Source organism: Olleya sp. HaHaR_3_96, from assembly GCF_019278545.1.
Taxonomy (GTDB): Bacteria; Bacteroidota; Bacteroidia; order Flavobacteriales; family Flavobacteriaceae; genus Olleya.
In genome coordinates this window covers 399559-419089 of record NZ_CP058987.1, presented here as the reverse complement: position 1 = coordinate 419089, position 19531 = coordinate 399559, and the positions used below count along the sequence as shown (strand labels likewise).

Sequence of the window (19531 nt, the reverse complement as noted above, 5' to 3'; positions counted from 1 at the left end):
TAAAAACACGCAAAAGTACGAAAATTTATGCAGATTGCTACTAATATATTAAGTTTGCATTCGTTAATTAAATATTAAAAATGCTTGTATTTACTAATAAAAACAAAATTGGTGCCCACATTTCTTCTTTAAAAAAAGAGGGAAATAAAATTGGTTTTGTGCCGACAATGGGTGCTTTACATCAGGGTCACCTGTCTTTAATCAAGGAAGGGTTGTTAAATAATAGTGTCATGGTAGTTAGCATTTTTGTTAATCCTACACAGTTTGATAACGTAACAGATTTGGATAAGTACCCAAGAACTTTGGAAGCTGATATTAAACTTTTAGAAACGGTGTCTGAAAATATAGTAGTTTATGCCCCTAGTGTAGATGATATTTATGAAGGTGATACTAGAGCTCAATCGTTTAATTTTGATGGTTTAGAGTTTGAGATGGAAGGTCGTTTTAGAAAAGGCCATTTTGATGGCGTTGGGACTATTGTCAAACGATTATTTGAAATAGTAAAACCGGATAATGCTTATTTTGGTGAGAAAGATTTTCAACAATTAGCAATTATTAGGAAGTTGGTTGAGAAACACCAATTGCCCGTAATTGTTGTTGGTTGTGAAATCCATAGAGAAGCTAACGGTTTAGCTATGAGTTCTAGAAATGTACGCTTAAAACCAGAGTATAGTTTGTCAGCGCCTTTTATATATAAAACGTTAAAGTCTGCTCAAGAAAAGTTTGGCACAAAAAGTGCTAATATAATAACGGAATGGGTTCAGAAACAATTTGCGAAACATGATTTGTTGGAATTGGAATATTTTATAATAGCAGATGTGGACACATTAAAAACAGTTAAACGAAAAAACAAAAATAAAACCTATAGAGCGTTTATTGCAGTTTATGCAGGCGACATAAGATTAATAGATAATATCGCTCTAAATTAATTACCTTTGTAACTATGCAAATACAAGTAGTAAAATCTAAAATACACAGAGTAAAAGTAACAGGTGCTGACCTAAATTATATTGGTAGTATAACTATTGATGAAGATTTAATGGATGCGGCAAATATTATTCAAGGCGAAAAAGTGCAAATTGTAAATAATAACAATGGTGCGCGATTAGAAACCTATGCAATACCTGGGCCTAGAAACAGTGGAGAAATCACCTTAAATGGTGCGGCGTCAAGATTAGTAGCTAAAGATGATATATTGATTTTAATTACGTATGCTTTCATGGGTATTGAGGAAGCCAAAGTTTTTAAGCCATCATTGGTATTTCCTAATGAGGCTAATAACTTATTGAAGTAAATGTCCAAAAGGCCAGTAACTAAATTTTTAAAAATCATGCTCCCAATTTTATTGGGAGTTTTTTTGATTTGGTATTCTCTCTCAAAACTGTCTTTTGGAGAGATTGTTAATTATGCTAAAAATGCTGATTACGGTTTTATTTTGTTAGGTGTTTTTTGTGGTTTGTTAAGTCATTTATCAAGAGCTTATCGCTGGGTTTTTATGCTTGAGCCTTTAGGCTACAAAATTAAACTAGGTAATAGTATCATGGCTGTTTTTGCAACCTATTTAATAAATTATACTATTCCAAGAGCGGGAGAAGTGGCAAGAGCATCTATTTTAGCAAATTATGAAGATGTACCATTCGAAAAAGGATTTGGTACCATAGTCGCAGAGCGGATTGCTGACATGATTGTAATGTTAGGTATTATAGCGGTAACTTTGTTTATGCAGTTTGATTTTATATATAATTTTTTAGTTAATAAATTTGATTTTGTTAAAATTATAATAGGAGCTGTTGTGATGTTGTTGGTAGGGTTGCTTTTTATTTTGATAATAAAAAGAAGCACTTCTAAGATTGCAATAAAGATTAAAAATTTTGTAAATGGATTGGTTGAAGGGGCATTAAGTATCTTTAAAATGAAGAAAAAGTGGGCATTTATATTTCATACCCTGTTTATTTGGACCATGTATATGTTAATGTTTTATGTTACAACACTGGCTTTTTCTGATTTACGCACAATTCCGTTTGGAGCTATTTTGATTGGTTTTATTTTAGCGACATTTAGTGTTGCTGCAACCAATGGAGGTATTGGTTCCTATCCAGAGGCTATTGTTATAGCTTTTTCACTGTTTAGTTTGCCAGAAGATTCTAGTCGAGCCTTCGGATGGATTATGTGGAGCTCTAGTACACTGTTGATATTTATTTGTGGAGGAATTTCGTTATTATATCTTCCATTTTTCAACCGAGACAAATAATTTGTAACTTACACCCGAATTTAATTATTACCTTTTATGAAACGTATTCTTTTTCTTTTTGTTGGCTTATTTATAACGTCAAACTTAGTTGCTCAAACAATATACAAAGAGCTTAATTCTGAAAAACTAGGAGAAACTAGGCAGATAAAAATTCAGTTACCTAGAAATTACGACACTTCAGATAAAAAATATCCTGTTATTTATGTTTTTGATGCAGATTATTTGTTCGAGCCAGTAGCGGGTAACGTCGATTATTATGCCTATTGGGAAGATATCCCAGAGGCGATTGTAATAGGAATTAATCAATATGGATTGCGAGAAAACGACTGCTATTATAGTGAGCAAAACTCTTTGCCAGTAGAGACGGGTGCCGAGTTTTTTGAATTTATAAGTATGGAGTTGGTTCCGTTTATAAACAAAACCTTTCGTACAGAAAATTTTAAGGTGGCAGTTGGACATGGTATGTCAGCAAACTTTATAAATTATTATTTATTAAAAGGGATTCCTCTATTTCAATCTTATATTGTTTTAAGCCCGGAGTTAGCCCCTGATATGCCAAAGTATTTAACAGAAGTTATGTCTAGGTTAGAGCAAAAAACATTTTATTATTTAGCGACAACAACAAATGATACTAAAGGGATTCAGGAACAAACAGAAGCTTTGTCTAAGAGCTTGAAAGCTATCGACAATAATAATGTACTTAAGACGTTTGAGACTTTTGAAGGGGTATCACATTATACATTACCTGCGCATGCTATTCCAAAAGCATTGGAAAGTATATTCCTTGTTTTTCAGCCAATTAGTAAAAAAGAATATAAAGAAACTATTCTGAAATTGGAAGGAAACCCCGTGGATTATTTAGTTGAAAAATATCAAATGATTGATGACTTATTTGGGATCCAAAAACCTATTTTAATTAATGATTTTAAAGCAATAGAAGCGGCTATTAAAAAGAATGAGAACTGGGACTATTTTGAAGACTTAGGCAAATTAGCTAGAAAAGAATATCCTGAAACACTACTTGGAAATTACTACTTAGGGCGTTTTTACGAAGAAACAGGGTCTCCTAAAAAAGCTATGAAAACGTACCAGTCGGCTTATGTTTTAGCTGAAATTGCAGGTATTACAAAAGATCAAGTTTTAGAATTAGCAGAACAAATTAAAGCAGACTTTGGATATTAACATATGGCAAAAGTAAAAACAACTTTTTTTTGTCAAAATTGCGGGACGCAATATTCAAAATGGCAAGGACAGTGTAATGCTTGTAAAGAGTGGAATACTATTGTGGAAGAGGTTGTCCAAAAGCCTGAAAAAAGCGAATGGAAAACGCCTAATAATAGTTCTAAAAGGGTATCAAAACCATTACGAATAAAGGAGATTGATTCTTCGAAAGAAGCTAGATTAGACACTTTAGATGGTGAGTTTAATCGTGTTTTAGGAGGAGGGATTGTACCAGGGTCTTTAACGTTGTTAGGAGGAGAGCCTGGGATAGGTAAAAGCACGTTGTTACTTCAGATTTCGTTAAAGTTGCCGTACAAAACATTATATGTTTCTGGAGAAGAAAGTCAGAAGCAAATCAAAATGCGTGCGGAACGTATAAATCCAGATAACGATAGTTGTTATATTCTTACTGAAACAAAAACACAAAATATTTTTAAACAAATCGAAGCGTTAGAACCCGATATTGTTATTATAGATTCCATTCAAACATTACATTCTGACTATATAGAATCATCAAGCGGAAGTATTAGCCAGGTTAAAGAATGTACTACAGAGCTAATTAAATTTGCTAAGGAAACCAATACGCCAGTGATTTTGATTGGTCATATTACGAAGGACGGAAACATTGCTGGGCCTAAAATATTAGAACATATGGTGGATACGGTGCTTCATTTTGAAGGTGATCGGAATCATGTTTTTAGAATTTTGCGTGCACAGAAAAATCGTTTTGGATCTACACATGAATTAGGTATTTATGAAATGCAAGGTTCTGGATTAAGAGAAGTCTCTAATCCAAGTGAGATTTTAATATCTAAAAAAGACGAAGAATTATCTGGTAATGCGATTGCGGCTACTTTGGAAGGGGTGCGACCATTAATGATAGAAGTGCAAGCTTTAGTTAGTACTGCTGTTTATGGGACACCACAACGTAGTGCAACTGGTTTTAATGCAAAACGGTTAAACATGTTGCTAGCTGTACTAGAAAAACGAGCAGGTTTTAGATTGGGAGCAAAAGATGTGTTTTTAAATATAACGGGAGGTATTAATGTAGATGACCCCGCAATAGATTTAGCTGTGGTTGCTGCTATATTATCTTCAAATGAAGATGAAGCATTACTTGCTAATTACTGTTTTGCAGCGGAAGTTGGTCTGTCTGGCGAAATTCGTCCAGTCCAACGTGTGGAGCAGCGTATTCTTGAGGCTGAAAAATTGGGGTTTTCTACCATATTTGTATCTAAATACAATAAAATAGCTTTGAAGGATACAGCAATCAAAATTCAATTGATCTCAAAAATTGAAGATTTGGTGGATTTGATTATAACGTAATTGTAGACTAATTTATCCAGCAAATTTAGAATTGATTCTTACAGATAAAAGGATGAAAAAATAGTTTTTCAATAAATAAAACTAGTTTTTTAAAACCTAAATATCATATTTATCGTATGTATGTTACTTTTACATAAAACCTTTCCCTCGTAGCTTTTAGAAAAGTAAAAATAATTTTAATCTCTTAATAATTAATATTACAATGAGCTTACGAAACAAAACGGTACGCACTTTTTTTACAATAAAAATAGAAAAGAAAAGGTTTAATTGTTTAGGAAAAAAAACAGGCAGTTTGAAATCTGAGTATATTTAGAAGTAAGACTATAGGGTCTTGTAGATAGTACGGTTTTGTTGGCACAGTTAAACGTAAAAATAACAACGTTTAACTAAAGTAAATGGTATTTGGTCGAATAATGGTAATTAATTGAAAGCTAAGAAAGATATTTGTGACTTAAAAGATACATTTGACAGCTATTTATTCCCTCAATATTTTAGTTTAATTTAATATAGCCCCAAGCTATTAATAACGAATTTTATATGAAAATATTAGCCTTTCAGCAATCTATTATCGATGATATCCTAGTTTTATCTTCCAAGTGTATTTTAACCTGTTACCGTTTTCTCTTTAGTGTAACCGTTTGTTTCTTTAGTATTTAGTTTTAAATAAAAATCAATTAATTATGAAATCAATTTCTATAATTCCCAAATTTATAGTTTTAATAATATTTTTAGTCTCAGTTAAATTTTCATATGCTCAATGTATCCCAACAGGGATGGTTGATTTTAATAATTTTAACATTGTTAATGTTCAAGTAATTGGAGATGGGGCTAGTCAGATAAGTAATTTTTCAGGTGCAGATAATGCTACTTATTCAGATTTCACAGGTCAATCAGTAACATTAACAGCGGGAGGTACGTATACAGCTACCATAAGTCATGTCAAAGAAACTTGGGGTAATTTAAAAGTTGTTGCTTGGATAGACTATCAGGGTGATGGGAGTTATGTTGAGGTTTATAACTCTGGAGGGTATGTAAACAATAATAACGGTACTGCGACAACAAATATATCGTTTACATTGGATAATACGGCATTACCTGGCACTGCTGTTTTGCGAATATCTGCATCATATTGTGATAATTGTGGTGGAGGAGCTTCAATAAGTTCAGATAGTTGTACTTATACTGGTAGGGCGGAAATTGAAGATTATACGATTAATGTTAATCAGGTTTCGGCAATTCCAATAGTTAGTGATGATGATCTGGAGGTTTTAATAGATAGTACACCAGGTGTTAATAATCAAATAAATGTTGCTACAAATGACTATATAGGAACAACAGGAGGTGATGGTGAAGATTATAGTTTGTTAACAGGAGCAGCAAATGGTGTAGTGACAGAAATATCAGATGGTATATTTGAATATATTCCAAATAGCGGTTTTAATGGAGTGGATAGTTTTACGTACAATTTGTGTAATGTTATTGGTCAGTGTGAAATTGGGACTGTGAATGTAAATGTCGGTTTTGGGGTTTGCGAGCCAGTTTCAAGTTCAAATGGAGTGCGTTTTATAACCAATGTCACCTTGCCAGGTGAAACTGTAACAATAGATAACGATTCTGGTGATGAAGGCGGTTATCAAAATTTCACAAACGTGCCAGCAGCAGATGTGTATTTAGGTGGTACTTATGATTTGTCTATTTTAATAGAAGGGAATACAGCATTAAATGCTGGTAATCACCGTTCGGGATGGGTAGGTTATATTGATTTCAATAAAGATGGAATTTTTGATGACGGTGAACGTATTTATCGATCTGGAGGAGCGGCAGGAGGAGAAGAATCTAATGCGGTTTTTCCTTTTGTTTCTAGGTCATTTGTAGTTCCAACAACGGCAACGACTGGACTTACTGTGATGCGCGTAGGTGTAAGGCAATATTGGTCTCCTGGAGATTCTTGTGGTACAACAGGGGAGGTGGAAGATTTTGAAGATTATGCATTGAACATAAGTTTAGATCCTTTTTCACCCCAAGATATTACTGTAGTAGGTAATAATACAGAAATTACTAATGGGCAAACAGATACTTCATATTCTAGTTTTACAGATTTTGGTGTTTACGATGTCAATGGAGGAGCGAAAACAAGAGTTTTTAAAATTTATAACAACGGGGCTAGCTCATTGGTTTTAGGTGTTACACCTGTTGTTTTACAGGCCGGTTCTAGTGCTGATTTTTCTATTTTAACACAACCAGTGGGAGGAACAAGTATTGCGCCAGGAGGATTCGAAACTTTCTCAATAAATTTTGATCCTAGTACTATTGTTAATAATATTTCAGCTGTCGTAGTTATAGATAGTAACGATCCTGATGAAAACCCATTTACATATAATATAGTCGGAGAAGGAGATGAGTTATACCCAGATACTGATGGGGATGGTGTCTCTGATAATGTAGATGTAGATGATGATAATGATGGTATAGAGGATGGGGTAGAACAATTGCAATGTTTAATGTATTCAGGGGCTTCTATAGTTGAAACAACTTTTTTAATTGAAGATTTTGGTGCTGGAGTCACCAGATCAGCTATTAATGGAAATACGGATGGTGTGACTACATCATATTGTTATGAAGATGGTTTGGCAGGTCAAGGAGCAGAAGAATGTGATGCAGATCATAATTTGAACGATGGAGAATATGTGGTGCATTATTCTATTACAAATGGGGATGCTACTAATAATACTGTAACAGCTAATGGGGAAAATATAGCAGAATTTGCAAATTACGCTTGGTATAAAGGAGATGATCACACCCCGGGTGATACAAATGGAAGGATGGCAGTGTTTAACGCTGCTACGGATCCGGGTGTTTTTTATGAAACGGCAGTCTCTGGTATTTTACCCAATGTGCCAATAAATTATAGCTTTTGGGCTATTAACATAGATAATGCAGATAATAGATTCAGCGGAGGGGAATTGCCTAGAATACTTCCAAATATTACGGTAAAGTTCTTGACTTCAGACTATGCTACAGAACTAGCTTCGTTTGATACAGGTGATATTACAAGGTGTGCTTCTGGTAACAATTGTGTGGATTCTTTGTGGAAAGAGTATGGTACTTCAGTTGCTATTAGTGAGTCAGAATTCGTTATTCAATTTATAAATAATGCTCCTGGAGGAAATGGAAATGATTTGGCTATAGATGATATTATTATTACACAATCATTATGTGATTTAGATAATGATGGTGTTGCAGATATATTCGATTTAGATAACGATAATGATGGTATTCCTAATATTTACGAATATGGTGCTTTTCCTCAAGGAGGTGATGTTGATAAAGATGGTTTAGTTTCTTCAGGTGCTGCTTGGTTAGATGCTAATGGTAATGGAATGCATGATGCTTTTGAAGGTGGAGTAGGTTTAGATACAGATGGAGATGGTTCGCCTGACTATATAGACTTAGATTCAGATAATGATTCTATTTTTGATGTTGTGGAAAATAATGGTAATGGGGACTTAGATGTCGATGGCGATGGTTTAGGAGATGGTGGTGATGCTGATACAGGGACTATAAATGATGACTTTGATGGTGATGGTGTGTTGGCATTAATTGATGGTAATGATAATGATAGCGATGGAGATGATCATGGACTTGGTGTTAATGGTTATGAATTTCCTTTAGATACAGATGGAGATGGTGTTCCTGACTATTTAGATGTAGATAGTAATGATGCTGCTAATGATGTTTCAAATGGAAGCGATATTAGTAATACAATTTATTTTCAATTAGATGGCGATAATGACGGAATCATTGATGGTGGTACAGATGCAGATTCAGATGGTATAATTGATGCATTCGACTCTGATAATTCTGTCTACGGATCTCCTCGGGATTTAGAAAATTCTTACAGCTTGTTTTTTGATGGGCGCAATGACTATGTGGAAGATGCTACTGTGTTGCCAAACGGAAACGCTACACTTATGGCTTGGATAAAATCTGAAGGCGATAACGCTATAAATACAAATAGAATTGTTGCAGGGCAAACTAATTTTTATTTAGTGGTTAATAGTGCTGATAATACAGTGTCGGTGGTCTTAAATGGTAGTGTGGTATTGACTTCTACAGATGTGGTGGTTAATGGTGTTTGGGCACATATTACGGCAACAACTAATGGTTCGGGAACAGTGTTGTATATTAATGGACAAGCACAAGGTAGTCCAGCTGGTTCAGGAGGAATGTCTAATGACACGTCTAATTTTACAATAGGTAGGCTTGCTAATAATGATTCAAATTATTTTCATGGAGAAATAGATGAGGTTAGAGTATTCAATATTAGTTTAACAGAAGAAGAAGTGCAAAGAACCGTTTATCAAGAGTTAGATGAAAATCAAAACTTTAATCAAGGTAAAATAATACCTAAGGATATATCGGGGAATTCTATCGGGGCAAATTTAGTGCGTTATTATAAAATGGACGGATATAAGGGAGATATTACGGATAACAAAGTAACACCTGGAATAGATCAAATAACAGGCGCTAAGTTATATAATATTAAAAATATTTATTTTCAAACAGCACCTTTGCCATACAAAACCATACAAGATGGTCCTTGGACTACAGTCGCTAATTGGGAACATGGCGATGTGTGGGATATTGATGTAGTTGCAAATAATAAAGATTGGAGTATTGTCCAAATAGATAACAATATATCTACGGTAGCGTCACATACAAATTTAGGGTTGGTAGTAAAAGATGCTCAAACTTTTACGGTAACTAATGATAATTATATTAACAATACATGGTATTTAGAAATTAATGGAACCATTGATTTATTAGAGGACTCTCAAATTATTCAAACGACCCAGAGTGATTTGGTTACAGATAACGATGGTAATATTTTTAGACGTCAAGAAGGTTTAGCTAATAAATATAGATATAATTATTGGGGGTCTCCTGTCGGAAAAACACAAGCAACCAGTATTTCTGATAATAATCTGTCAACAAATACTAGTAATTCAGCTTTCAACTTAAGTTTACTTAAAGATAATGTTTTTACGCCAATGGAGTTTACAACGTCTTATGACGAATTAGGTAAAATAAGTACCTATTGGACCTACATTTATCAAAGTGGAGTCTCTTATTATAGTTGGGTGAATATTGGTGCTGCTTATGATGTTCCATCGGGATTTGGTTACATTCATAAAGGAACAGGTGTTGGTACTACAGATTTTCAATACATTTTTGATGGGAAGCCAAATAATGGGATAATAATAGTTTCAGCAACAGATACCGGAGGTGCTGGATCTGTAGGTGGAACGTCAAGAACAACCTCATTATTAGGAAATCCATATCCCTCTGCACTAGGTGTTGGTGCATTTATAAACGATAATAGCGCTGTTATTGGTGGAGAGCTTTACCTTTGGGAACAGTGGGGCGGAGATTCACATGTGCTTAATCAATATCAAGGGGGGTATGCAACCGTTAATCTTACTGCAGGTATTAGAGCTTATCAATTTGTAGGTTTAAATGGTGATACTACAGGAGGTATAGCAGGAGTGAAAACGCCAGAATCTTATTTGTCTGTCGGGCAAGGTTTTATCGTTGAGGTTTTGAATGATGGTGATATAGAATTTAATAATTCGCAAAGAGTATTTAAAAAAGAAGCTTTAGGAGAGTCTGTCTTTTTTAGACAATCGCAAGTGGAAAATCAAATGGCTTCTATAACAGATGAAAATCCAATTAAAAAAATAAGATTACAATTAACCACAGCTAATGATTTAGGTAGAGAAATTGTTATGGGCTTTAATAGTGCGACTAATGATGACTTTGATTACGGTTTTGATGCTAAAGCATATGAGACTTTTCCTAACGATTTAACCATGACTTTAGATAATAATCCAATGGTTATTCAGTCTTATGCTGATATTACAGCAGATAAAGTTGTCGCTCTAAATTTTGAGGCAGATGGCAGCGGAATGTATAGTATTCAGGCAATAGAGTTTGTTGATTTTCCAACGGATCAAGAGGTGTTTTTAAGAGATAATTTAAATAATATTTATTACGATTTGACTTCAGATCAAGCGTATAGTTTTGCTTCAGAAGCAGGTGTTTTTGCTGATAGGTTTGATGTTGTATTCCAATCTGCAGAAACCTTAAGTACTGATGGTTTTGAAGCGGACATAGAAAACGTTTCAGTTTTTTATATTGATACTCAAGAGTTATTATTTGTAAAAGGATTAAATGTTACGGTTAAAGGATTAAAACTTTATAATACATTAGGGCAACAAGTTTATAGTAGTGCTTCAGTAACTAATCAACAATTAGAAAATGGGTTAAATTTGACAAACTTAAGTACAGGGTTGTATGTGGTAAGTATTACGATGGAAAATAATCAAACTTTAGAAAAAAAGATAATCTTAAAATAAAAAAGGATTAATCCAAAAGCGCCATTACAAATTGTAATGGCGCTTTTTTTATGCTCAAAAATCAGAGTTTTAAACAGAATTCCTTAATTTCGCAACTCTATAACGAAATTAGAAAAAATGAGCACAGGATTCCCTGAATATAAAGGCCTTAACTTACCAAACGTAGCAGAAGAAATTCTTAAGTATTGGCAAGACAATAATATATTTGAAAAAAGTGTAACGACTCGTGAAAACGCAGAGCCTTACGTGTTTTTTGAAGGACCACCTTCAGCTAACGGTTTGCCTGGTGTACACCACGTTTTAGCACGTGCTATAAAAGATATTTTTCCAAGATATAAAACCATGAAAGGGTTTCAGGTTAAGCGTAAAGCTGGTTGGGATACGCATGGTTTACCTATTGAATTGGGTGTGGAAAAAGAACTAGGGATTACTAAAGAAGATATTGGTAAAACTATTTCTGTAGAAGATTATAACGCAGCCTGTCGTAAAGCAGTCATGCGTTACACGGATGTTTGGAATAACCTGACTCAAAAAATGGGGTATTGGGTAGATATGGAGGATCCATATATTACTTACGAACCTAAGTATATGGAAACCGTTTGGTGGCTTTTAAAAGAAATTTACTCTAAAAAGTTAATGTATAAAGGGTATACTATTCAACCTTATTCTCCAAAAGCAGGAACAGGGTTAAGCTCGCACGAGGTTAATCAGCCTGGAGCATATCAAGATGTAACAGATACAACTATCGTTGCTCAGTTTAAAGCTATTGAAAGTACATTACCCGACTTTTTACAAAATGAAGGAGATATCCATTTTACAGCATGGACAACAACACCTTGGACATTACCAAGTAATACCGCATTAACTGTCGGACCAAAAATAGATTATGTTTTAGTTGAAACGTATAATCAATATACTTTTGAACCAATTAATGTGATTATGGCAAAACTGTTAGTTGGAAAACAATTTGCAGGAAAGTTATTTAATCAAGTAGAATCTAAACCGGACCTTTTAGAATATAAAGCTGGAGATAAGTCCATTCCATATTTTATTGTAAAGGAATTTAAAGGAAAAGATCTTGTTGGGATCAAATACGAACAGTTGTTAGCTTATGCGTTACCAAATGACAATCCGCAAGATGCGTTTAGAGTTATTGCTGGAGATTTTGTAACGACTGAAGATGGGACAGGTATTGTACATACAGCACCAACATTTGGAGCAGATGATGCCTTAGTTGCAAAACAGGCTTCTCCAGAAATACCACCATTATTGGTAAAAGACGATAATGGAAATTTAGTACCTCTTGTAGATTTACAAGGGCGTTTTAGACCAGAAATGGGTGAGTTTGGTGGTAAGTATGTTAAGAATGAATATTACAATGATGGCGAAGCTCCAGAACGCTCAATAGACGTTGAATTAGCAATTAAGTTAAAAGAAGAAAATAAGGCCTTTAAGGTTGAAAAATATAAACACAGTTACCCACATTGCTGGCGTACAGATAAACCAATCTTATACTATCCATTAGACTCTTGGTTTATTAAAGTGACTGATGTTAAAGATAAAATGGTAGCTAATAATAATACCATTAACTGGAAACCAAAATCTACTGGGACAGGACGTTTTGGTAATTGGTTAGCTAATGCAAACGATTGGAATTTATCTAGATCGCGTTATTGGGGGATTCCATTACCAATCTGGAGAACAGAAGATGGTAAGGAAGAAATCTGTATTGGCTCTGTGGAAGAGCTTAAAGCCGAAATGCAAAAAGCAGTGTCCGCTGGTGTTTTAGCTAAAGATATCTTTGAAGATTTTGAAGTTGGAAACAATTCCGAAGAAAATTATGCAAAGTTAGATTTACATAAAAATATTGTAGATGGTATTGTATTAGTATCTCCAAGTGGGCAACCAATGCAACGCGAAAGTGATTTAATTGACGTGTGGTTTGACTCAGGGTCAATGCCTTATGCGCAATGGCACTACCCATTTGAAAACAAAGAAAAAATTGATAATAACGAAGCCTTTCCTGCAGATTTTATAGCAGAAGGTGTTGATCAAACTAGAGGTTGGTTTTATACATTGCATGCTATTGCAACAATGGTATTTGACTCGGTTGCCTATAAAAACGTTGTGTCTAACGGATTAGTGTTAGATAAAAACGGACAGAAAATGTCTAAACGTTTAGGTAACGCAACAGATCCATTTACCACTTTGGATACCTATGGTGCGGATGCAACACGTTGGTATATGATCTCTAATGCAAATCCATGGGATAACTTAAAATTTGATTTAGACGGCATTGAAGAAGTAAAACGTAAGTTTTTCGGAACGTTATATAACACATATTCATTCTTCAGTTTATATACTAATTTAGATAAGTTTAGTTACGCTGAAGCGGAAATTCCATTAGCAGATAGACCAGAATTGGACCGTTGGATTTTATCAGAGTTGCATACGCTTATTCAAAAAGTGGATGCGTATTATGCAGAATACGAACCAACAAAAGCAGCGCGAGCTATTTCAGATTTCACACAAGACTATGTTAGTAACTGGTTTGTGCGTTTAAGTAGAAGACGTTTCTGGAAAGGGGATTACCAAACAGATAAGATTTCGGCATACCAAACATTATATACGTGTTTATTAACCATAGCAAAATTAGGTGCACCAATTGCTCCGTTTTTTATGGATAAGCTTTACATAGATTTAACAAAAACAACACAATCGGAAGGATTTGAGAGTGTACATTTGGCTGAATTTCCAAAATTTGATCCAAGTTTTGTAGATAAATCTTTAGAGCGTAAAATGGAAAATGCACAAACTATTTCGTCTTTAGTCTTATCATTAAGAGCTAAAGAAAAAATAAAAGTGCGTCAACCACTGCAAAAAATCATGATTCCTGTAGATTCAGAACAACAGAAAGAAGAGATTTTAGCTGTAGCAAATTTGATAAAGCATGAAGTTAATATCAAGCAAATTGAGATTTTGGAAGATGCTTCAGATATATTAGTTAAGCAGATTAAGCCTAATTTTAAAGCGTTAGGACCACGTTTTGGAAAAGATATGAAAACCATTGCTGGAATCATTACTAAAATGACTGCAGACGATATTAAAGTTATTGAACAAAAAGGAGAGATCGATGTCGAGTGTAATGGAAAAAGTATTACATTACAACGTGATGATGTAGAGATTACATCACAAGATATTGAAGGGTGGTTAGTTGCAAACGAAGGCAATATTACAGTTGCTCTAGACGTTACGATATCACCAGAATTAAAAGAAGAAGGTATTGCAAGAGAGTTGGTAAACCGTATTCAAAACTTGCGTAAAGATTCAGGATTTGAAGTGACAGATAGGATTACCGTACAGCTTCAAGAAGATGTAAACATTGTGCAAGCCGTAAAAGCTAATTTAGACTACATTAAGGCAGAAACCTTAACGGACGATCTTAAAATTATTAATCAATTAGATAGTGGTATAGATATTGCTTTTGATGATATAAGTACTAAACTATTTATTCAAAAAAACTAAAATTATGGCATCAGATATAAACGTAAGGCATTCAGATAAAGAATTAGCACGATTTAAAGTGTTAATTCTTGATAAGATAGAAAAAGCTAAGCACGATTTAGAGTTAATTAAAAGTGCTTATATGAACGACCATAATAACGGTACAGACGATACGTCTCCAACCTTTAAGGCGTTTGATGAAGGTAGTGAAACAATGAGTAAAGAGTCTAACTCGGAGCTTGCTATTAGACAAGAAAAGTTTATTCGTGACCTTAAAAATGCTTTAATTAGAATTGAAAGTAAAACGTATGGAGTGTGTCGTGTAACAGGAAAATTGATTAATCCTAAACGATTAGAGTTAGTGCCTCACGCAACGTTAAGTATCGAAGCAAAAAATATGCAAAAATAAATTTCTAATAAAAGAGAAGTTTAGAAAGCGACACTATTGCATGATAGTAATGTCGAAATAGAATAACCCAAAACGCTTCATTTTTAATTGAAGCGTTTTGTATTTGTAATACGTTGTTATATTGAAATTTAAACTCACTGTTATATTTTTTTTAATCACTCAGTTTTTTTTTGCCCAAATAGGGACAGAAAAAACGTGGGAGTCTAACGAGATAAAAACAGTTGCTATTGCAGGGCAAAATGTGTTTAAGATTAAGGTCTCAAATGCACGTTCTAATACCATATCGTTAAAAGTGAAAATTGAAGGTGAGTATGCAAAAGATGTAATGATTATTGATAGCTTTTTAAACGAAACTTTGTTTATTTCAGCATCATTCCAGCCTTTGTTTAAAGATGATAATGACAAGTTAAGTGCCCATAAAGTACTTTCTGTAGAGTACGAATTAACTGTTCCAAAACGTATGGCTTTGGATATTAAAAGTGATATCGCTTCGGTAAAGGTTATTGGAGAATATCATTCTGTTTTTATCGAGTTAAATCAAGGTAATTGTAATTTGCAAGAGTTTTTGGGAAATGCCACCGTGAATACGATTGATGGAAATATTGCTATTCAAACTAATAATGCCAAAGTAGAAGCATTTACTAAAACGGGAACAATACAAAACAAACAATTTAAGTATGGTAAATACAACATAAGTTGCCATACAATTAATGGGGATATTAACGTGACTAAAATTGAAAAATAAGCCTAAGTCTAGCATTAATCCTTAAAAATAAATTAGTGCATTCAGAATTGCCTAAGTGTCTTTTAAGCCTATGAATATAAAAAAAGTATCCTTTCTAATCATTGTTATCTTACTTATTGATCAAATAAGTAAAGTATATGTCAAAACGCATTTTGTTTTAGGAGAAGATGTGGCTGTTTTTAATTGGTTTAAGATCTATTTTATTGAAAATAGTGGCATGGCTTGGGGGACTAAACTAAGTGATATCCTTCCATTTATGACGGATAGGACCGCTAAGGTGTGTTTGACTGTATTTCGGATTTTTGCAATTTTTGGGATTGGGTATTGGTTAGTAAATACTATAAAAAAGAAAGAGTCTAAAACGTTAGTTTTAGCATTAGTATTTATTTTTGCAGGCGCATTGGGTAATATCTTAGATTCAGTGTTTTACGGTGTGTTATTTGACGGTAGCTCTAGTCAGGTAGCTTCTTTTTTACCAGCGGAAGGTTATGATAGTCTGCTGCATGGTAAGGTCGTTGATATGTTATATTTACCAATCTGGAAGGGCTATTTGCCAGAATGGCTCCCAGGTATTGGAGGTGAGTATTTCACGTTTTTTGAACCTGTTTTTAATATTGCGGATGTTGCTATTAGTATTGGGTTTTGTATTTTGATTTTCTTCAATAAAAAGGCGTTTCCTAAGCGTGAAGAAGATTAAAACTTATAAATTTTCTCTGGAGTAACACAGTAGTCAAGGGTCACATCATTTTCAAAAACATCTTCAATTTCAGCTTCAGCTTCAAAAAAGGATAGCCCTATTTTTATAGTGCCTGGATTGCAGGAGGCTAAAAATTTATCGTAGAATCCTTTGCCATAACCGACACGATGTCCTTTAGTATCAAATGCTAAAAGCGGAACAAAAACAACATCAATTTTGTCATTCGAGATGTCTATACCATCTACAGGTTCTGGAATGTTATAAGCGCTTAGTTTAAGGGTCGTTGCGTCAGTTAGTAAGTAATTGCTTAGTGTATTAGTTTTAAAATTACTTTTAGAAATGACAATGTTTTTATCTTTACCCGAAAGGATATTTAATATAAAATCGGTATTAACTTCTTGATGAGTTTCAATAGTTAAAAACAAGTGGTAAAAACTATAATCCCAAATGGATAACGTTAATAGCTGATTGGCAATAGCAATACTTTTATCATCAATATTAGCTTCAGAAAGCGCGCCTCGTAAAGCTTTATATTTCCGTCTTAATTCGGCTTTTTTCATCTTATATTTTATTTTAAGACTTCTGTAGACACATGAAACAAGGCGTCTCCTTGATAAACAATTGGAGATTGATTGATGTTTATAATATAACCAGCGTGTTTAGACTTGACAAAATGGTTGAATTTTCCGTAAGGGTCGGTAATGTTTCCAATGTCGTCACCAACTTTAACTTCTATACCAAGTTTAACCGTGGCTTTAAACATACCAGAGTGCTTCGCTCTTAGCCAAGAACTTTCTGTTATTTTAACGCATTCCTTTTTAGGTTCTGAGACTTTAAATTGTCTACGTAACATTCCGAAGTGATTCATAATACGCTTTGCGCCATTAACGCCCGTGTTGGTTACGGCGTTGTCGAGGTCAAAAGATTTTCCTCCTTCATATAATAAGATCGGTTTTCCTAATTTGTTACAGGCATTTCTAAACGATTTATTTAAGTTTTGAGAATATAGTATAAATGGCGCACCAAAAATTTCGGCCATAACATCATCGTCTTCGCTACCTCGCTCTATACGTATTTGCGGGGCGTTAAAACGAAATGCACCGCCTGTATGAAAATCAATTATAAAATCAGCATGAGGGACTACTTCTTGTATTAACTCGTAGGCTACACGACTAGCTAAAGAGCCTTTTTTTGTTCCAGGAAAGACACGATTTAAATCGCGACCATCAGGAAAGGCGCGTTCCATATTGATAAAACCAAAAATGTTAAGTACCGGAATACAAATGGTTGTCCCTATTTTGGGTTTGTTAATACCTTTGGATATTAATTGACGAACAATTTCGACACCGTTTATTTCGTCACCATGGATTCCTGCAGTAAATAAAACGGTAGGTCCTGGTTTTTTAGAGCGTTCTATGATAATAGGAACATCGACTGGTGTTCTAGTGTGTAATTTGGCAACATTAAAACTAACTTCCGCGCTTTGCCCCGGTTTTATAGTCTCTCCTAAAATTTCTAAAACGTCGTTTTTGTACATCGCCTATTTTTTAGTGTTGTTTTCTATATAATTGATAATGTTTTTGGCAATATTTTTACCTGTTGCATTTTCTATACCTTCTAATCCGGGACTAGAATTAACCTCTAATAATAAAGGACCTCTCTCCGATTGTAGCATGTCTACACCACATACAGGTAGTTTTAAAGCTAATGAAGCTTTTCTAGCAACTTGAAGTTCTGCTTCGCTTAATTTAATAATATTTGCACTTCCTCCTCTATGTAAATTAGATCTAAATTCACCTTCTTTTCCTTGACGTTTCATTGCACCAACAACTTCTCCATTAACAACTAAAGCACGTAAATCGGCTCCTTTAGCTTCTTTAATAAATTCTTGTACAATAACTCTAGCTTCTAATCCATTAAAGGCTTCTAAAACAGATTCGGCAGCATTTTTACTTTCAGCTAAAACAACACCCAATCCTTGAGTACCTTCTAGTAATTTTATAATTACTGGAACACCACCAACATGTTGGATAACTTCCTCAACATCTCTAGAATAGTTTGTAAAAACCGTTTTTGGCATTCCGATACCAGCTTTGCTTAAACGTTGTAAACTTTTTAATTTATCTCTAGATCTTAGAATAGCTTCAGAAGACGCCGTAGTAAAAACATTCATCATTTCAAATTGTCTAACAACAGCACAACCATAAAACGTTACAGAAGCTCCAATACGAGGTATGATAGCATCGACGTAATCTAAATAACGGTCTTTATAAAAGATGGTCGGTTTTTCTGTTTCAATGATAATATCACATTTTAATGGATCTATTATTTCTATTTTATGACCTCTTTTTTCACCTTCTTCTACTAAACGGTCTGTTGAGTATAAATTGGCGTTTCTAGATAAGATTACAATGTTCATTTTATTTGTTATGATTAAAGGATTGGTTTAGGATATCAACGTCTACTAAAAATTTTCGTTTTAAAAATTGTCTACCAATTAAAACGGGAAATCTCATGTCGTCTCTTGTGCTTAAAGTTAAGTTAATCTTGTATGATTTACCAAAAAAAATCACGTCTGTTTTTATTTTGTAACGATTTTCAACACAACCGTTACTGCTTTTTACATCTGTAAAGGTGTACTCTTTAAATACTTTAGTTTCACTATTAAAGTTGGGGTGGCCTTTACTGTAAAAGGTACAATGTAGCCCGTCATCTTTAACAACGACGTTAGAGCAGTGTATTGCAGAGGTGTAGGCGCCTGTATCAATTTTACAGTCTACTTCAAATAAATCCAACTTCGGAAAGTTAATTTTATCAGTTCTACCAATGGTTTTCTTTGTCATTTTTATTGTTTAAAAAGAGGTGCAAGGTAATAAATAAGTAAATAGTATTATTTTTATTTTCAGGTTAAAATTTGAGCTAAAAACGATAAGTTATTTTTAAATAATTACCTTTGATTACT

14 protein-coding genes are annotated in these 19531 nt (G+C 33.9%); 10 read left to right on the top strand and 4 right to left on the bottom strand.

Annotated features, from left to right (window positions below; translation table 11 throughout):
- Positions 1–80: 80 nt before the first annotated feature.
- The 10 genes from panC to H0I26_RS01700 all read left to right on the top strand — a co-directional run bounded on the left by panC (position 81) and on the right by H0I26_RS01700 (position 16569).
- Positions 81–929, top strand: coding sequence for a pantoate--beta-alanine ligase (gene panC / locus H0I26_RS01745; protein WP_218700751.1), 849 nt, complete (start codon positions 81–83; stop codon positions 927–929).
- Positions 930–943: 14 nt separating this feature from the next.
- Positions 944–1294, top strand: coding sequence for an aspartate 1-decarboxylase (gene panD / locus H0I26_RS01740; protein ID WP_218700750.1), 351 nt, complete (start codon positions 944–946; stop codon positions 1292–1294).
- A gap of 36 nt (positions 1295–1330) precedes the next feature.
- Positions 1331–2251, top strand: coding sequence for a YbhN family protein (locus tag H0I26_RS01735; RefSeq protein ID WP_256935233.1), 921 nt, complete (start codon positions 1331–1333; stop codon positions 2249–2251).
- Positions 2252–2287: 36 nt separating this feature from the next.
- Positions 2288–3433 (top strand): alpha/beta hydrolase, encoded by a 1146-nt coding sequence (locus H0I26_RS01730; protein WP_218700748.1) that lies wholly within the window; start codon positions 2288–2290, stop codon positions 3431–3433.
- Positions 3434–3436: 3 nt separating this feature from the next.
- Positions 3437–4798, top strand: a complete 1362-nt coding sequence (gene radA, locus H0I26_RS01725) for a DNA repair protein RadA (protein ID WP_101015546.1) — start codon at positions 3437–3439, stop codon at positions 4796–4798.
- A gap of 680 nt (positions 4799–5478) precedes the next feature.
- The gene (locus tag H0I26_RS01720; protein WP_218700747.1) at positions 5479–11214 is read left to right on the top strand and encodes a LamG-like jellyroll fold domain-containing protein; all 5736 of its coding nucleotides are present in this window, start codon (positions 5479–5481) and stop codon (positions 11212–11214) included.
- A gap of 117 nt (positions 11215–11331) precedes the next feature.
- Complete coding sequence (ileS, locus tag H0I26_RS01715) at positions 11332–14739, top strand: isoleucine--tRNA ligase (RefSeq protein WP_218700746.1); 3408 nt, start codon at positions 11332–11334, stop codon at positions 14737–14739.
- Positions 14740–14743: 4 nt separating this feature from the next.
- Positions 14744–15127: a TraR/DksA family transcriptional regulator gene (locus H0I26_RS01710; protein WP_101015543.1), complete on the top strand. Its 384-nt coding sequence runs from the start codon at positions 14744–14746 to the stop codon at positions 15125–15127.
- A gap of 121 nt (positions 15128–15248) precedes the next feature.
- Positions 15249–15872: a hypothetical protein gene (locus H0I26_RS01705; RefSeq protein ID WP_218700745.1), complete on the top strand. Its 624-nt coding sequence runs from the start codon at positions 15249–15251 to the stop codon at positions 15870–15872.
- Between the two features lie 70 nt (positions 15873–15942).
- Entirely contained in the window at positions 15943–16569 is a 627-nt protein-coding gene (locus H0I26_RS01700; RefSeq protein ID WP_218700744.1) for a lipoprotein signal peptidase, read from the top strand.
- Here H0I26_RS01700 and H0I26_RS01695 read toward each other — a convergent pair.
- Genes H0I26_RS01695 through H0I26_RS01680 form a run of 4 tightly spaced genes read right to left on the bottom strand, consistent with a single transcriptional unit; the run spans position 16566 to position 19412 of the window.
- Positions 16566–17129 carry a 5-formyltetrahydrofolate cyclo-ligase gene (locus H0I26_RS01695; protein WP_218700743.1) on the bottom strand — a complete coding sequence of 188 codons (564 nt, stop codon included), beginning with the start codon at positions 17127–17129 and terminating at the stop codon, positions 16566–16568. The genes H0I26_RS01700 and H0I26_RS01695 overlap by 4 nt on opposite strands.
- 8 nt (positions 17130–17137) lie before the next feature.
- Positions 17138–18106, bottom strand: a complete 969-nt coding sequence (locus tag H0I26_RS01690) for a succinylglutamate desuccinylase/aspartoacylase family protein (protein WP_218700742.1) — start codon at positions 18104–18106, stop codon at positions 17138–17140.
- A 3-nt stretch (positions 18107–18109) separates the two neighbouring features.
- Complete coding sequence (rimK, locus tag H0I26_RS01685; protein ID WP_218700741.1) at positions 18110–18988, bottom strand: 30S ribosomal protein S6--L-glutamate ligase; 879 nt, start codon at positions 18986–18988, stop codon at positions 18110–18112.
- Between the two features lies 1 nt (position 18989).
- Positions 18990–19412, bottom strand: a complete 423-nt coding sequence (locus tag H0I26_RS01680; protein WP_218700740.1) for an ATP-dependent zinc protease — start codon at positions 19410–19412, stop codon at positions 18990–18992.
- Between the last annotated feature and the right edge of the window lie 119 nt (positions 19413–19531).

What these genes read in the sequence shown, in the direction of transcription:
- H0I26_RS01730 (WP_218700748.1), top strand. Translation starts at nt 2,288, where the DNA reads ATGAAACGTATTCTTTTTCTTTTTGTTGGCTTATTTATAACGTCAAAC.
- H0I26_RS01700 (WP_218700744.1), top strand. Translation starts at nt 15,943, where the DNA reads ATGAATATAAAAAAAGTATCCTTTCTAATCATTGTTATCTTACTTATT.
- H0I26_RS01710 (WP_101015543.1), top strand. Translation starts at nt 14,744, where the DNA reads ATGGCATCAGATATAAACGTAAGGCATTCAGATAAAGAATTAGCACGA.
- panC (WP_218700751.1), top strand. Translation starts at nt 81, where the DNA reads ATGCTTGTATTTACTAATAAAAACAAAATTGGTGCCCACATTTCTTCT.
- rimK (WP_218700741.1), bottom strand. Translation starts at nt 18,988, where the DNA reads ATGAACATTGTAATCTTATCTAGAAACGCCAATTTATACTCAACAGAC.
- H0I26_RS01695 (WP_218700743.1), bottom strand. Translation starts at nt 17,129, where the DNA reads ATGAAAAAAGCCGAATTAAGACGGAAATATAAAGCTTTACGAGGCGCG.
- H0I26_RS01690 (WP_218700742.1), bottom strand. Translation starts at nt 18,106, where the DNA reads ATGTACAAAAACGACGTTTTAGAAATTTTAGGAGAGACTATAAAACCG.
- panD (WP_218700750.1), top strand. Translation starts at nt 944, where the DNA reads ATGCAAATACAAGTAGTAAAATCTAAAATACACAGAGTAAAAGTAACA.
- H0I26_RS01735 (WP_256935233.1), top strand. Translation starts at nt 1,331, where the DNA reads ATGCTCCCAATTTTATTGGGAGTTTTTTTGATTTGGTATTCTCTCTCA.
- H0I26_RS01680 (WP_218700740.1), bottom strand. Translation starts at nt 19,412, where the DNA reads ATGACAAAGAAAACCATTGGTAGAACTGATAAAATTAACTTTCCGAAG.
- ileS (WP_218700746.1), top strand. Translation starts at nt 11,332, where the DNA reads ATGAGCACAGGATTCCCTGAATATAAAGGCCTTAACTTACCAAACGTA.
- radA (WP_101015546.1), top strand. Translation starts at nt 3,437, where the DNA reads ATGGCAAAAGTAAAAACAACTTTTTTTTGTCAAAATTGCGGGACGCAA.
- H0I26_RS01720 (WP_218700747.1), top strand. Translation starts at nt 5,479, where the DNA reads ATGAAATCAATTTCTATAATTCCCAAATTTATAGTTTTAATAATATTT.